Genomic DNA, 14,528 nt, shown 5'->3' on the forward strand with positions numbered 1-14,528 from the left:
ATATAACATGATGAGTCCAGAACAAATTAGTATATACGTCACTAAATTCATTGACGTACTAGTTGATTATGCGCCAAAATTAGTTTCGGCATTTCTAATTTTATTTATTGGTATATATGCCATCCGATTAATAAACAGAATTATTACCAAAGTAATGGTTCAAAGAAATTTAGATCCGACACTTACAAAATTCCTTTCCGATATTTTAATATGGGCACTGAGAGTTTTGTTATTTGTAACCTTTATTTCAAAACTTGGTATCGAGACTTCATCATTTGTTGCCATTTTAGGAGCAATGGGGCTTGCAGTTGGTTTATCACTACAAGGCTCGCTTTCTAATTTTGCAGGCGGAATGTTAATTATCGTTTTCAAACCTTTTAAAGTTGGTGACACTATCGAAGCTCAGGGTGTAATAGCAACTGTAAGTGAAATTCAGATTTTTGTTACGAAAATGCTTACTGCCAACAATCAAACTGTTTTTGTCCCAAATGGTGCGTTATCTAACGGAACGATCATTAATTATTCTATGCAGGGAGAAAGAAGAGCTGATTTGACTTTTGCAGTTTCCTATGATTCTGATATTAAAAAAGCGAAGGAAGTTCTTTTAAATGTTTTAAATAAAAATCCTAAAGTACTTAAAAAGCCTGCTCCGGAAGTTTTTGTAAAAAACCTGACAGCTAGTGCCGTAGAATTTTCAGTACGTCCGTGGGCAAAAAATGTAAACTATGGTGCTGTTTTCTCTGAAACTCTAGAGAACTGTAAAGCAGCTTTAGATGAAGCCGGAATTTCAGTTCAACCGTATACGCTTCAAAAATAAAAGTTTTATTACTTTTTTGATGGAGGTGCCATCATAAAATCTTTTAAATAATAAGGTTCAAAATAAGCGACATCTACAGTGTCGCTTATTTGATATTTATCAAAACTAATTTTACTCATTGCCGAAGCTGAAGGGTATTTTATATCTTCTAAAAAAATGAAGTTATCTTTCGTCAAAATTGGTTTGCATTTGTCTGCGCAGTCTCCAACAAAATAAATTACATCCGTATATGCAGCAAAAGAATCTTCTGTAATAACTTCTGCCTGGATTTCTCTTTCAACTTCCAAGTTCGCATTAAAAATTTCACTGTAAACTTCCATTCTCCTGGCATCCAGCATTGGAATTATTTTACCTTCAGAAACTTTGGCTTGCGATGCTAAAGTCTTCAAAGTATCGACAGCAATTAGCGGAATATTTAATGCAAAACACAATCCTTTTGCTGCTGAAACCCCAATGCGCAAACCTGTATAAGAACCAGGTCCCTGACTTACTGCAATTGCAGTTAAATCCTGAACAGTGATTCCTGCTTCGGCAATTGCTTCTTCGATAAAAACATGGAGTTTTTCGGCATGCGAATATCCTTCTTCTGCAATTTCCTTACATAAAATTGTTTCACCATTTTTTGCAATTGCTACAGAACAGTTTTTTGTAGCCGTTTCGATATTGAGAATAAAAGACAAAGTATTTATTTTTTAAGATTATAATATTTATTTTTTGGGAACTTCAGCTTTTTTAAGCTTTACTTTATCACCAGAATTCAATTCTTTTGAAACAGTTGTATAAGGTCCTGTAATAACAACATCACCTGGCTTCAATCCAGACATTACTTCGATATTGGTATCGTCCTGAATTCCTGTTTTAATGATTCTGATTTTAGCTTTATCTCCAACTTTCACAAAAACACACTCGAATTTTTTATCACTTTTTGGCACTACTTTTTTCTCATTAGGATCTTCTACTGTAAAATCCTTAACGGCTGCCGTATCTGATTTTACAACTACTGAACTAATAGGCACTGCTAATACATTTGCTTTTGTTTTTGTCAAAATATCAACTGTTGCTGTCATTCCGGGTCTAAAGGGAGAATAAGAGCTTGGTTGGCCTTCTAACAAATCCTGATAGGATTCTTTTAGAATACGAACTTTAACCTTGAAATTAGTAACCTGATCTGAAGTTAGCGTCGAGCTTGCAGAGTTAGAAATACTCGTTACGATACCTTTAAATTTCTTTTTTAAATAAGCATCTACTTCAACATTGGCTTCATCTCCAATTTTCACTTTCACAATGTCATTTTCGTTAACATCCACTTCAACTTCCATGTTGTTTAGGTTTGCCACTCTCAAAAGCTCGGTTCCAGCCATTTGTTGCGTTCCTAAAACACGCTCTCCTAATTCTACATTTAAAACCGAAATAGTTCCGTCTGCAGGAGCATAAATTAAAGTACGCCCCAAATTATCTTTAGCTTCAGTTACAGATGCCGAGGCGCTTTGAACATTGTAATAAGAACTCTGTTTGGTAGCCTTGGCGACCTCAAAAGTTGCAATTGATTTATCCCAATCTGATTTTGAGATTACACCTTTCTCGTATAATGTTTTATTACGTTCGTAGCTCGCTTTTGCTTCTTTAAAGCTTGCTTCAGACTGCGACAAACTGGCTTTGGTTCCAGATAAATTAGCAACAGATCGATCTAATCCGGAGGTATATAAATCCGGATTTATTTTTACTAATAAATCTCCTTTTTTAACAACCTGACCTTCTTTTACATTTAATGCAATAATTTCACCTGAAACCATTGATGAAAGTTTTACTTCAATTTCCGGCTGAATTTTTCCTGTTGCCGAAACTGTCTCGACAATGGTTGAAGCCACTACTTTTGAAATTTCTACTTCTTTTCCTTCATCTTTATTTCCTATTACTCCCGATTTTGAAAGACCTACTAAAACTGCAATAATAACTACGGCGCCTCCTATTAAGAAATAAACTGTTTTTTTTGACATAATAAATTATTTTGTAATAATTGGGACAATTGGAATTCCAAAGTAGAATTCAAGTATTTTTATTTTGAACATGTAATCGTATTTCGTTCTGATAACATCAGACTGTGCATTTGTCAACAATGTCTGAGCCTGTGTAAAATCGAATGAATTCATCAAACCTACATCATACTTTTCTTTAGCATAATTATAAGCCTGCTGTCTCGCTTCTAAAGTTACAGTTGATGATTCATATGTATTTAACGCTCCTTTTGCATTTGTAAAAGCAGTATAAACGTTACGTTGCAAATCTAAACTTTTTTGCTCTAAATCTATTTTAGATTTTTCTAAATTAACTTTATTTCGTTCTACATTATTTCGAACTGAGAAACCGTTGAAAATTGGAACATTCAACTGAAACCCAAAATTATGTCCTTTATTATCACTAAATTGTTGAAAAACAGGATCTGGACCTCCTAAAATCGGATCACCATTAGCATCTACTCCTACAACTTTATCACTATAACTGGCTCTGGTATTAAAACCATAAAAACCAGAAAGCGTAGGCTGATAAGCGCCTTTTGCAATAGCTACATTTTTCTCAGCAATTTCAAGATTAGTCTGTGCCAGTTTCAATTCTGTTCTTGTTTCTTTTGCTTTATTGTAAATATCAATTGGGTTTTGCGCCATGATATTATTTTCATCTTTTGCATTTGTATCATCTATTACATCAAAATCTGCAAATTCTTTTAATTGTAAAAGCTGCGCTAAACTTAATTTTGAGATCAGTAAATTATTCTCTGAAACAGTAATCGCCTGTTGATCTGTTGCAATGGTCGCTTTTAGATCATATAAATCCCCACGTGGAATTGTTCCGGCATTTACCATTTCTTCAGAACGTTTTAATCGCTTTTCATCAATCGCTAATTGTTCTTTTTTTACTTTTAACTCTTCTTTATAAGATAGAATTTGTAGAAACGCATTCGCGACATTCAGCGAAATATCTTCCTGCATTTTTAATAATTGATACTGTGATGCAATAATAGAAAGTTTTGTTCTTCTATATGTATTTTGAATCTGTAAACCTTTGTAAATATCAACTCCCGCATTTAAACCTACTGATGAATATTGAGTTGTCTGATTACGCAAAAGACCTGTCGTAACATCCTGATTCAAACCAATATTCCAGGAGTGTGAAGCACTTCCATTTACTGACGGAAGGTAATTTCCAAAAGCATCTTTTTTATCTATATCAGCATTTTTTACATCTAGTTCTGATAATTTTATTGTGATATTATTGTCTAGTGCATATCGCACACATTCTTCCAGTGTCCATTGTTTTGTTTGTGCCTGGGCTGATAATCCAAACCCTAAAAGTATAGCAAAAACAAGACTATTATATTTATTTATTTTCATATATTTTGAATGAAAGCATAGCAAACACTATGCAAATTTAACATTTTATAAACCCAAAAAACTCTTTATACTTTCAAATTATTTTTTTTCTTCTCCTTCACTGATCAAGCCCTGATTCCAGATTTTAATTTTATCTGAATCCTTAATACCGCTTTTAACCTGAACGTATATTCCGTCGCTAACACCCAGAACTAAATCTTTTCTCTGAAACTTCTGTGGTCCTGTTTCGATTTCAACATAAGGTTTTTGAGTTTTTTTGTCAAATTGAACTAACGATTCCTTAATTGCCAAAACTTTGTCTGCTTTCTCTAAAATAATAGAAGCATTTGCACTTAATCCGGCTCTGATAAAAGTAGCATCTCTGTTTTCTAAAGAAGCTTTTATTTCAAATTGAATTGCACCATTTTCTACTATACCCTTTGGAGCGATATCCGTCAGAAGAGCATCGAATTTTTTATTCTCAATTGCACCAACAGTAATTTCAATTGGCATTTGAACTTTAATTTTTCCTACTTCAGATTCATCGATTTTTCCAATAAAAATCATTCTCCCAACATCTGCAACGCTGGCAATTGTAGTTCCTTCATTAAAGTTATTACTTTCAATAACCTGATTTCCCACTTTTACCGGAACAGCCAAAACCATTCCGTTTACAGTTGAACGTATTAAAGTATTGGCATAACTTCCTAATGATGTTGTTGTTCCTGTTTTTACAATATCCAAACTTTGTCTCGCAGCTAAATAATTTTGTTTCGCCTGAGTATAAGCTAATTGAGCTGCATCAAAATCGTTAGCAGAGATTACCTCTTTTTCAAATAAGGTTTTTTGTCTTTTATAAATTTTCTCCTGATTATCTAATGCAATTTTAGCTGTTTGTACCTGATTTTGAGTACTGCTTACATTAGATACATTGGCAACAACTCTAATTTTAGCAATCATGTCGCCTGCTTTAATTTTCTCACCAGCTTTGATATATACCTCTTCGATAATACCTGAGATATTTGGTTTGATTAGGACCTCTTCATCAGGTTGAATATTACCAGTTGCAATGGTGGTTTTTACGATCGTTTTAATCTCTGCTTTCTCTGTTTTAAAAACGATTGGTGATTCTTGATTTTTCGCATACAAATAGTAAAGTGCGCCAAAGAAAACTAAAGCAATAAAGATTAAAATGGTTACGGTTACTCCTTTTTTCATTTTGTTTTTGATTTAATCGATTATATTTTGATTGATAATTTATTCTGTTCGTAAAGCATCTACAGGCTTTACATTAATTGCGGTCTGCGCCGGAATAAATCCTGCCAGCAAACCAGATCCTACTAATATTAATAAAGCAACAAATACTACTCTTAAATCTACACTCGGGTTCGCAAACATAGTATTACTTTCGGGGGGCATCGAATCCAAAACCATATTTAAGAGGGCAATAATTCCGGTTGCTACTGCAATTCCAAACATTCCTGAAATAATAGTTAAAAATATAGATTCAGATAAAATTTGTCCGCGAATAGCGCCAGGCGTTGCACCTAAAGCTCTACGAATTCCTATTTCTTTTGTACGTTCCTTAACTACAATAAGCATAATATTTGAAATTCCAATCACGCCCGAAATCAAAACCAGTGTTCCTACGAAATAGGCAATGATTTTTAAGATGTTAAACAAACTTTGCACTTTGTTGAATTGCTCATACAAATCGAAATTACCTACGGCTCTGTCATCTTTCGGATTTATGGAATGAAGTGATTTTATAAGTTCCAGAATTCTTGGCTTTAAATCGGTTATTGAAGTTTCATCTTTTGCCGTAAGCGCCATCCAGCCCACTTTATCTCCATAATTAAACGCTTGTTGAAAAGTCGTAAACGGGACGAAAATATTCTTCTGTTCCTGTTCTGCATTTCCGCCTTGCTGTTTAGAATGATAAACGCCAACTACCATAAAGTTAATTCCATTTACTTTTATGTAAGTCCCAATCGCTTCTTCTTCTTTTCCATACAATTCACTAATAACACCTTTTCCAATCACAGCAATTTTTCTTCTCTCCAAAATATCCTGCTGGTTGATAAAACGACCTTTAATGATATCCATTGGCTGTTGTTTAATCAACTCCGGATAATCACCATAGACAGTAAATGCTGAAGTCTTTGTACCGCGCACCACATTATTTGTCCCGTTAAAATCACCTAATTGGTTTCTTGGTGAAACATATAATAAATCAGGCAAAGCTGCTTTTAATGCTGCTACATCACTATTTCTAAAATCGTAACGACGGGTTTTAGGCAAACCTTTATAGGCTTTTGATGTTGTCTGGCTCCACATAAACATTGTGTTTGTGGCAATTCCGTCAAAACCTTTTTTGATACCATTTTCTAAACCATTTCCGGCCGCTAACAATATTACCAAAATAAATATACCCCAAAACACACCAAATGCAGTTAGAGTTGTTCTGAAAACATTGGCTGTTAAAGCCTGTAAAATCTCGTCCCAATTATCTTTCTTAAACATAATTATTCGTCTCTAAGTGCTACAATAGGTTTAATTTTGGCTGCTCTATATGCTGGGAAAAATCCTGCCAATGCTCCCGCAAATACAAGTAGAGCTAGTGTTGTCAATGCCACGCTGAAATCGACTTCGGGATGTTGAAAATATTCACTTTGCACCATTGGTCCCACAAATTCAAGCAAGAGCAAACTGGCTAGTAGCCCTGAAAAACCAGCAATTGTTGTAATAAAAATGGATTCATGCAATATCATTGAAATGATAGAAAATGGTGACGCACCTAAAGCCTTTCTGATTCCAATTTCTTTTGTTCTCTCTTTTACAATAATTAGCATAATGTTACTTACCCCAACAACTCCGGCAATGATCGTACAAATTCCTACCCACCAAAAGAACAATCTGATATAAAGATTTAAATCATAAAACTGTTTGGCATCTTCAACCGAATTATAAACACCAACACCACCATCATCTTCAGGAGCTACCATATTTCTACTTTTCAGCAGATTCTTCAAATCTTGAGTGAATTTTTTAGATTGCGCTAAAGCTTCGTCATAATCATTTGTCTTTTTCATCGTAAAAAACAAATTGCTTATTTTATCTCCGCCACCAAAAGCTCTTTGCACAGTAGTTAATGGTAAATAAGCTCTGGCTTCTTCTCTTTCTCCTCCCGGATCAGTAAAAACACCAACTACTTTAAAATTAATACCATTGATTATGATTTCTTTACCTAAAGCATCTTTGTCTTTAAACAGATCCGTTTTAATTTTCATTCCGATACACGCCACTTTCTCATTATTGGCCAAATCTGAACTATTTACATATCTTCCCTGAACTATGTTTAAATTTTCGACTCCGCCATAATCGGGAGTTACACCTCTATATTGATAACTTCCAGATTCTTTTCCGTAGGAAAATGGCGCTCCCCAAAAATTATAGGTTGCGGCTCTCATATCTAGTTTATCATCAAATTTCTGCACAGATTGATTAAAGTCTGCGTCTCTATACTGAATTTGTCTTCCCGGGTTTAACCCTTTATACTCTTTTGTAGTTGTTCCGGACCAAACTTCAATAATTCCGGCAGCGTCACGTTCGAATTGTTTTTCAATTCCGTTCTGAAGCCCTTTACCCGCACCAAGCAAAATCACTAAAATAAAAATACCTGAGGCCACAGAAATTCCTGTTAAGAATGTTCTTAGCCGATTTTTGGAGATTGCTTCGAATATTTCCTGCCAACGCTCAATATTAAACATAAGATGAAGCTCTAACTTGTTCTACCTTTTTATCATCGATAATTAATCCGTCTTTCAGGACCACATTTCTCTTGCACATTGCGGCAATATCAGGCTCGTGTGTAACGATCAAAATAGTTTTACCTTCATCGTTAATTCCCTGAATAAGTTCCATAACCTCATATGAAGTTTTAGTATCCAAAGCTCCCGTTGGTTCATCTGCCAATAAAACTTTTGGATTAGATGCTAACGCTCTGGCAATTGCAACACGCTGTTTTTGACCTCCGGAAAGTTCGTTCGGTAAATGGTGTGAATGTGAACCCAGACCTACTTTTTCCAAATATCTCATAGCAATTTCGTATCGCTCTTTTCTCTTTATTCCCTGATAATATAATGGCATCGCCACATTATCCAGCGCAGTTTTATAATTGATCAAATTGAAAGATTGAAAAACAAATCCTAAAAACTTATTTCTGTATTTAGAAGCAATCGTTTCGTTCAATTTTTTAATAGGTGTTTTATCTAAAATATAACTACCAGAATCAGCTTCGTCCAAAATTCCTAATATATTAAGAAGTGTCGATTTACCTGAACCAGAAGATCCCATGATAGCAACCAGCTCGCCTTCTTCAATATTAAAATTTATTCCTTTTAACACATGTAATTCTGAACTTCCCATTTTATAGGATTTATGTAAATCTTTGATTTCTATCATGGTACTGTTAAATTTTAAAACAATAATAACATTTTTATTAAGTAATTTATGGTAAGAAAACGTTAATAATTTCGTTTTGATATTACAATAAGACTCGATTCTTTATCAAATGTTACACATTTTTAAGATAATATAATTGTTTTCTTAATTTTGCATCAATCAAAAAAATCTTAATAATGAAGTTTTTTTCAATTTTCTCTTTATTCACGGCACTTACACTGTTTTCCGGATGTTCAACATCGCAAAAATTAGAAACTTTAAAACCCGAACCAGATGATGCCAGTCCGTTAGTTTATGATGCGAATCCATCCTTTATTAACCTGCCAATAACGGTAAAATTAACCGATATTGAGAATCAGACTAACTCAATTTTAACAGGATTAATTTATGAAGACAATAACATCGAAGATGATGATATTGAAATGAAAATTTGGAAACAGGCGCCAATAAAAATTCAAAATGATCCTGCAAATCCAGATAAAAAGATAAAAACAGTTCTGCCTTTAAAAGCTACTATCAAATATAGGATTGGAACAAAAAAACTCGGTGTCGAACTTTATGATACCCGTGAATTTAATTTAAATGGAGTTATTACTCTATCTAGTGAAGTAGCATTGACAAATTGGAAATTAAACACCAAAACTGAATTTAAATCTCTAGATTGGAACGAAAGTCCGACAATGCTCGTTTTCGGAAAAAACATGCCGATAACCTATCTGGTTAATCCTGCCATTTCTATTTTTAAATCTAAAATTGAAAAGAAAATTGATGAAGCGATAGAAAAATCAATGGATTTTAAACCGAATGTTTTATCAGCCTTAGAAAAAATATGCACGCCATTTCAAATGAGTGATACTTATGAAAGCTGGTTACGAATTACCCCAGTTGAAATTTATTCAACCAATGCAAAACTTAAAAATGATTTGTTTTTATTGGATATGGGAGTGAAATGTAATATGGAAACTATTGTTGGTAAACAACCTGAATCTAAATTCAATGCCAATAAAATTGTTTTGAAACCTGTTGCTAAAATTCCAAATCAGATTTCAGCTAATATCGCAGCAATTTCAACTTACATTGATGCTTCTAAAATAATGACCAAAAATTTTGCAGGCCAGGAATTTGGTTCCGGAAGCAAAAAAATAACAGTAAAAAATGTTACAATCTGGCATAAAGACGGGAAAATGGTGATTGCGCTGGATGTTTTAGGATCCATAAACGGAACGCTTTATTTAAATGGATTTCCACAATATAATCCGCAGACAAAAGAAATTTATTTTGACAAACTTGATTATGTCTTAGATACCAAAAGTAAACTGATGCGTACCGCAAGCTGGTTAGGACAGGGCTACATATTAAAAAAAATGGAACAAAGTTGTCGCTATTCGATCCAGCCTAATTTAGAAGAAGGCAAAAAAAGCATGGCGTCTTATCTTAAAAACTATTCTCCAATGCCAGGTGTGTTTGTAAATGGAAAAATGGAAGACATCCTGTTTGACAAAATTCAATTGACAAATCAGGCCATTATAGCTTTTATAAAGGTAAACGGAACAGTAAATGTTTCTGTTGATGGCTTAAAATAAAAAGTTACAAGCTCATCAAAAAAGAAAAAAACAGTATAAAAATTATACTGCTTTTTTCTTTTTTGATTGGTACATTCTATAAATTAAAACACCTATAATTCCAACAAGTAAATACGGAATTACCATCAAATAAACGATACCGTCATTTACTGCTTCTGCTTTTTTTGTATTAGAATCTCCCGCAAGCGCTGCACGACACATGGCGCATTGAGCATTAGCTGCAAGAGAAAAGAACATAGAGAAAAGAACATAAAAGTATTTCGTTGAGATTAAATCCCTAACTCTTCTTCTGTTTTCTATTCTATTTTCTTTATTCTGTATTCTATTTTCTATTTTATGCATAATAAGGAGAAATCATTAAGTAAATCACAACACCTGTAACTGCAACATACAACCAAAGTGGAAAAGTTATTTTAGCTATTTTTCTATGTCTGTCGAATCGTTGTGCAAGCGCTCTGACATAACTTATTAATACTAACGGAATAATTGCAATAGACAATAAAATGTGAGTTATTAGAATGAAGAAATAAACATAACGTATTACACCTTCACCACCAAATTTAGTAGAATCTGCGGTCATGTGATACGCAACATACATCACTAAAAAGGCTACGGACAAAGCAATTGCAGAAGTCATTAATTGCTCATGAAGTTTACGTTTTCCATTTTTAATAGCCAAAACAGCCCATATTAAAACAATTGCTGTAATTCCGTTTATCGTTGCGTAAATTGGAGGTAAAAATGAAAGCGGCTCAACATTAATTCCGAAGTCTTTTAGCTTAACACCAAATAATATAGCCACGACAACCGGAATTATGATTGATACAGCAACAATAAACTTGCTGTATTTTTTTTCTAATGAATGATCTTCCATTTTATTCTTCTAATAATATTTTAATGTCTTCCTGAATATCTCTAACTCCTTTTTTATCTAATCCGTCATAATATAGAATCGGGTTTCCGAATTCATCTTTTCTACAACGAATATTTCCATCTTTATCAATTAAGGCAAACAAACCAGAATGTTCAAAACCTCCATTTACTTTAGCATTTTCGCCAGCATACAGGTTAAATCCTTTGTTTGACAAATCCATAATGGTTGCTTTGTCTCCTGTCAGGAAATTCCAGTTTGATGATTTCACGCCAAGTAATTTAGCGTGATCTTTTAAAACCTGTGCCGTATCATGAGCCGGATCGATTGTAATGGAAACGATTCCAAAGTTTGGATTTCCGAAAAAAGTTTTCTCAATTTCCAGCATACTTAAATTCATCTTTGGACATATAGATGGACAAGTTGTGAAGAAAAACTCTAACACATATACTTTCCCTTTATAAGATTCATTTGATATTTTAACGTTGTCCTGATTCGTTAGTTCAAATTTAGGAGCTGGGCCAATAGTCAATAATTTGGTGTCAGATTTTGAAGTTTTCAAACCTACGTTATCCAAACGATTTCCTTTTACAACTTCGCCATTTTTTATTCTGTCAACAATTTTTGGCACTGCGTAAATTCCGAAAATTAAAATGATAAACGAAATTCCGATATATGATTTGTTTTTAAACATATTTTAAAGATTAAAGTTCTTTTGTGGCATTATGATTCTTTTTAAGAGCAGCGCGATATTCGTATAATATGATTTTAAAATCATCCAGCATTTCATTGCTTAATTCAGAAGGATGAAAGGTATTATAACCCTCTTTATATTCGTCTTTTTTATCTTTCGAAGCGCCCTTTCTTCCTCTTAAATTTCGTTCTTTATCTACTATATAAACATTTGATGTTCCGAGATCTTGATCTAATTTTCCTTTTAAATGCAATTGATCGTAGAAGGTTTTAATTTCCGCAGAGGAAGCAAAAACAAAATGCCAACCTGAAACATCAGTAAAAGCGCCAAGAGACTCAACAATTTTTTGGGCATCTTTTTCTGTTCCTAAAGGACAAACCACTACAAACTGCAAATCTTTAAAACCATTATAACGTTGATAGATTTTTTCATTCAGATTGAAAAAGTTTCCTCTATTTTTTAAAATTTCAGAACCAGAAAACCCAAGAATAGTTATCTTATTATTTAAGGTTACTTTTTCGCCTTTTAGTGATTTCCAATTACCAAGGTCAGCAATTTTAGGAGTTATTGTGGGAAGTTTAGTAAAACTGTTTACTCCTGAAGCAAAAAACAAATAGGCTACAATTGGCAGAACAAAAAGTACAAAGAGAACTATATTTTTTTTCATTTTATTAACGGAAGTTATTGAAGTACAAAAATAAAAAAAGCTCCGTTAAACGGAGCTTCTTTTCGAATTAATATCATGTTAAAAATTCCATTTAATAGTAGAATCTTTAAAAACCCCATAAATATAATGCCCTTCTGTCAACAGAATAAACAATAAATATAAAACTAGGAAAATAACTGGCGATACAACAGCCCATCTAAGACTACTTTTTTCACCTTCCATGTGCATAAATGCCCATATTATATAATATGCTTTGAATATTGTTAAGATATAAAATATCCAGTTCAACAAGTTCAAACCTACAAAATGATTGAATTCTAAAAATCCTGGTTTAACAATTCCAAGGAAAACTTCAACTGTTGTTACAACTGATAGCAATCCAAAAACAAACCAGATTCTTTTTGTATTTGATACGTATTCGTGGCCGTGTGACATAATGATAAATCTTAAAAATTAAACTAAGTAGAAAACTGTAAATACAAATACCCAAACTAGATCGACAAAGTGCCAGTATAGACCAACTTTCTCTACCATTTCGTAACTTCTTCTTTTTTCGTAAGTTCCCAATAATACATTAAAGAAAATAATGATATTGATTATAACTCCTGAAAACACGTGGAATCCGTGGAATCCAGTAATGAAGAAGAAGAAATCAGCAAATAATTTACTTCCGTATTCGTTTCTGGTTAAGTTAGCTCCTTCTACTACATATTTTGCAGTACTTAGACGAGACTCAGATTCTGCTCTTGTCAATACCGTTTTCTTCTTTTTATCAGTAAGCTGCTCCGTTCTTATCAATAACTCAGGATGTGCTTTAAAACCAGCCTGTACTTCAGCAACAGAATAGGTAGGTCGTGTTTCTGCATCTTCTACAAACCACATACCTTCTGCTCTTGTAAGCGCTTGTCTTTGTTCTGGCAATTTCACAGCAAACTTTTCAAGAGCTACTCTGTTTCCTTGTGCATCAACAAACTGCAATAAACTTCCACCTGCTGTTTCAACTGCACCATATTCTCCTTTAATGAAGTTTTTCCACTCCCAGGCTTGAGAACCAACGAAGATCAAACCTCCAATAATAGTTAAGAACATATAAATAGCAACCTTTGTTTTTTTCAATTGGTGACCTGCATCAACAGCCAAAACCATTGTTACAGATGAGAAAATCAAAATAAAAGTCATTAAGGCCACATAATACATAGGAGCCGAAACGCCATGCATAAATGGGAAGTGAGTAAACACTTCATCAGCCAAAGGCCAGGTTTCAATAAATTTAAATCTAGAAAAACCATAAGCCGCCAAGAATCCAGAGAATGTCAGGGCATCTGATACGATAAAAAACCACATCATCATTTTACCATAACTTGCTCCTAATGGCTCATTGCCGCCTCCCCAAGTTTTTTCTTCGTTATTTGCAGTAGTAACTGTCGCTTCCATAAAAGATATTCGTTAAAAAGTTCCCAAATTTACGTTTTTTTCTTATTTAAAGAAATATAAAAATAAAAATAAATATACCCATAATAAATCCAAAAAGTGCCAATACATCGCACCTAGTTCTATACCAAGAGTTTGAGTCGAATTGTATTTTTGTTTAAAATGATTATAAATTATAATTAAAAGTGAAATTAGTCCGCCAGCCAAGTGTAATAAGTGTGTAACCGTTACCACATAAAGAAAAGTTGTAGTAATCGAGCTACCTTCTCCAGTAAAATAATACCCGCTTTCTACAATTTGTCCAAAACCTTTAAATTGCAAAATCACAAATAAAACACCTAACGTTAATGTTCCTAAAAGCAATGCCGTTGTTGCGCTTCTATTGTCTTTTTGAATTGCTTTTTTAGCCAAATAAAAAGTAATACTGCAACCAATAATAACTACTGTACTGTAATAAAATGCTGTTGGCAGTTCAAAATTCTTCAACCAGTCAGCTCTTGATTTACTTACTACAAATGCACTTGTAAGTCCGGCAAACATCATGGTCATACTTACCATAGCGAATAACAAAATCAGTTTAGCCGATTTTGATTTCTGTAATTGTTCCTCACCTGTTGTCATTGTCATTTCCAT

16 protein-coding genes are annotated in these 14,528 nt (G+C 33.5%); 2 read left to right on the top strand and 14 right to left on the bottom strand.

Translation table 11 applies throughout. The features are described from left to right. The first annotated feature begins 7 nt into the window (after window positions 1–7). Window positions 8–817, top strand: coding sequence for a mechanosensitive ion channel family protein (locus ASC72_RS05860; RefSeq protein ID WP_056188247.1), 810 nt, complete (start codon window positions 8–10; stop codon window positions 815–817). Between the two features lie 8 nt (window positions 818–825). On the opposite strand, the gene tsaB is transcribed toward ASC72_RS05860, so the two are convergent. The 7 genes from tsaB to ASC72_RS05895 form a co-directional block, all read right to left on the bottom strand. Further along, window positions 826–1,497 carry a tRNA (adenosine(37)-N6)-threonylcarbamoyltransferase complex dimerization subunit type 1 TsaB gene (gene tsaB, locus ASC72_RS05865; RefSeq protein ID WP_056188252.1) on the bottom strand — a complete coding sequence of 224 codons (672 nt, stop codon included), beginning with the start codon at window positions 1,495–1,497 and terminating at the stop codon, window positions 826–828. 27 nt (window positions 1,498–1,524) lie between these two features. Then, entirely contained in the window at window positions 1,525–2,814 is a 1,290-nt protein-coding gene (locus ASC72_RS05870) for an efflux RND transporter periplasmic adaptor subunit (RefSeq protein ID WP_056188255.1), read from the bottom strand. A 6-nt stretch (window positions 2,815–2,820) separates the two neighbouring features. After that, window positions 2,821–4,206 (bottom strand): TolC family protein, encoded by a 1,386-nt coding sequence (locus ASC72_RS05875; protein WP_056188256.1) that lies wholly within the window; start codon window positions 4,204–4,206, stop codon window positions 2,821–2,823. 78 nt (window positions 4,207–4,284) lie between these two features. Then, on the bottom strand, window positions 4,285–5,403 hold the full coding sequence (locus ASC72_RS05880; RefSeq protein ID WP_056188259.1) for an efflux RND transporter periplasmic adaptor subunit: 1,119 nt from the start codon (window positions 5,401–5,403) through the stop codon (window positions 4,285–4,287). A 39-nt stretch (window positions 5,404–5,442) separates the two neighbouring features. Beyond that, complete coding sequence (locus tag ASC72_RS05885) at window positions 5,443–6,708, bottom strand: ABC transporter permease (protein ID WP_056188262.1); 1,266 nt, start codon at window positions 6,706–6,708, stop codon at window positions 5,443–5,445. 2 nt (window positions 6,709–6,710) lie between these two features. Further along, window positions 6,711–7,955, bottom strand: coding sequence for an ABC transporter permease (locus tag ASC72_RS05890; protein ID WP_056188265.1), 1,245 nt, complete (start codon window positions 7,953–7,955; stop codon window positions 6,711–6,713). After that, window positions 7,948–8,649 (bottom strand): ABC transporter ATP-binding protein, encoded by a 702-nt coding sequence (locus tag ASC72_RS05895; RefSeq protein WP_056188268.1) that lies wholly within the window; start codon window positions 8,647–8,649, stop codon window positions 7,948–7,950. Before ASC72_RS05895 ends, ASC72_RS05890 begins: the two co-directional genes overlap by 8 nt. A gap of 176 nt (window positions 8,650–8,825) precedes the next feature. Here ASC72_RS05895 and ASC72_RS05900 point away from each other — a divergent pair, with 176 nt between their 5' ends. After that, on the top strand, window positions 8,826–10,232 hold the full coding sequence (locus ASC72_RS05900) for a DUF4403 family protein (protein ID WP_056188271.1): 1,407 nt from the start codon (window positions 8,826–8,828) through the stop codon (window positions 10,230–10,232). Window positions 10,233–10,274: 42 nt separating this feature from the next. On the opposite strand, the gene ASC72_RS05905 is transcribed toward ASC72_RS05900, so the two are convergent. From ASC72_RS05905 to ASC72_RS05935, 7 genes are all read right to left on the bottom strand, one after another. Further along, a complete protein-coding gene (locus tag ASC72_RS05905) occupies window positions 10,275–10,574 on the bottom strand; it encodes a hypothetical protein (protein WP_056188273.1) in 300 nt (99 codons plus the stop codon). Continuing rightward, entirely contained in the window at window positions 10,567–11,106 is a 540-nt protein-coding gene (locus ASC72_RS05910; RefSeq protein WP_056188276.1) for a DUF420 domain-containing protein, read from the bottom strand. Before ASC72_RS05910 ends, ASC72_RS05905 begins: the two co-directional genes overlap by 8 nt. Before the next feature lies 1 nt (window position 11,107). Beyond that, on the bottom strand, window positions 11,108–11,797 hold the full coding sequence (locus ASC72_RS05915) for an SCO family protein (protein ID WP_056188279.1): 690 nt from the start codon (window positions 11,795–11,797) through the stop codon (window positions 11,108–11,110). A gap of 10 nt (window positions 11,798–11,807) precedes the next feature. Beyond that, window positions 11,808–12,464, bottom strand: a complete 657-nt coding sequence (locus ASC72_RS05920) for a hypothetical protein (RefSeq protein ID WP_056188283.1) — start codon at window positions 12,462–12,464, stop codon at window positions 11,808–11,810. Window positions 12,465–12,542: 78 nt separating this feature from the next. Beyond that, window positions 12,543–12,899, bottom strand: a complete 357-nt coding sequence (locus tag ASC72_RS05925) for a cytochrome C oxidase subunit IV family protein (protein WP_056188287.1) — start codon at window positions 12,897–12,899, stop codon at window positions 12,543–12,545. Window positions 12,900–12,917: 18 nt separating this feature from the next. Further along, entirely contained in the window at window positions 12,918–13,898 is a 981-nt protein-coding gene (locus ASC72_RS05930) for a cytochrome c oxidase subunit 3 (RefSeq protein ID WP_056188289.1), read from the bottom strand. A gap of 42 nt (window positions 13,899–13,940) precedes the next feature. After that, the gene (locus tag ASC72_RS05935; protein WP_056188292.1) at window positions 13,941–14,528 is read right to left on the bottom strand and encodes a cytochrome c oxidase subunit 3; all 588 of its coding nucleotides are present in this window, start codon (window positions 14,526–14,528) and stop codon (window positions 13,941–13,943) included.

This window comes from Flavobacterium sp. Root420 (assembly GCF_001427905.1).
GTDB lineage: Bacteria > Bacteroidota > Bacteroidia > Flavobacteriales > Flavobacteriaceae > Flavobacterium.

Excerpts from the sequence above, each read along its gene's own strand:
- ASC72_RS05860 (WP_056188247.1), top strand. The coding sequence starts at position 8 with ATGATGAGTCCAGAACAAATTAGTATATACGTCACTAAATTCATTGAC.
- ASC72_RS05870 (WP_056188255.1), bottom strand. The coding sequence starts at position 2,814 with ATGTCAAAAAAAACAGTTTATTTCTTAATAGGAGGCGCCGTAGTTATT.
- ASC72_RS05875 (WP_056188256.1), bottom strand. The coding sequence starts at position 4,206 with ATGAAAATAAATAAATATAATAGTCTTGTTTTTGCTATACTTTTAGGG.
- ASC72_RS05880 (WP_056188259.1), bottom strand. The coding sequence starts at position 5,403 with ATGAAAAAAGGAGTAACCGTAACCATTTTAATCTTTATTGCTTTAGTT.
- ASC72_RS05885 (WP_056188262.1), bottom strand. The coding sequence starts at position 6,708 with ATGTTTAAGAAAGATAATTGGGACGAGATTTTACAGGCTTTAACAGCC.
- ASC72_RS05890 (WP_056188265.1), bottom strand. The coding sequence starts at position 7,955 with ATGTTTAATATTGAGCGTTGGCAGGAAATATTCGAAGCAATCTCCAAA.
- ASC72_RS05895 (WP_056188268.1), bottom strand. The coding sequence starts at position 8,649 with ATGATAGAAATCAAAGATTTACATAAATCCTATAAAATGGGAAGTTCA.
- ASC72_RS05900 (WP_056188271.1), top strand. The coding sequence starts at position 8,826 with ATGAAGTTTTTTTCAATTTTCTCTTTATTCACGGCACTTACACTGTTT.
- ASC72_RS05905 (WP_056188273.1), bottom strand. The coding sequence starts at position 10,574 with ATGCATAAAATAGAAAATAGAATACAGAATAAAGAAAATAGAATAGAA.
- ASC72_RS05910 (WP_056188276.1), bottom strand. The coding sequence starts at position 11,106 with ATGGAAGATCATTCATTAGAAAAAAAATACAGCAAGTTTATTGTTGCT.
- ASC72_RS05915 (WP_056188279.1), bottom strand. The coding sequence starts at position 11,797 with ATGTTTAAAAACAAATCATATATCGGAATTTCGTTTATCATTTTAATT.
- ASC72_RS05920 (WP_056188283.1), bottom strand. The coding sequence starts at position 12,464 with ATGAAAAAAAATATAGTTCTCTTTGTACTTTTTGTTCTGCCAATTGTA.
- ASC72_RS05925 (WP_056188287.1), bottom strand. The coding sequence starts at position 12,899 with ATGTCACACGGCCACGAATACGTATCAAATACAAAAAGAATCTGGTTT.
- ASC72_RS05930 (WP_056188289.1), bottom strand. The coding sequence starts at position 13,898 with ATGGAAGCGACAGTTACTACTGCAAATAACGAAGAAAAAACTTGGGGA.
- ASC72_RS05935 (WP_056188292.1), bottom strand. The coding sequence starts at position 14,528 with ATGGAAATGACAATGACAACAGGTGAGGAACAATTACAGAAATCAAAA.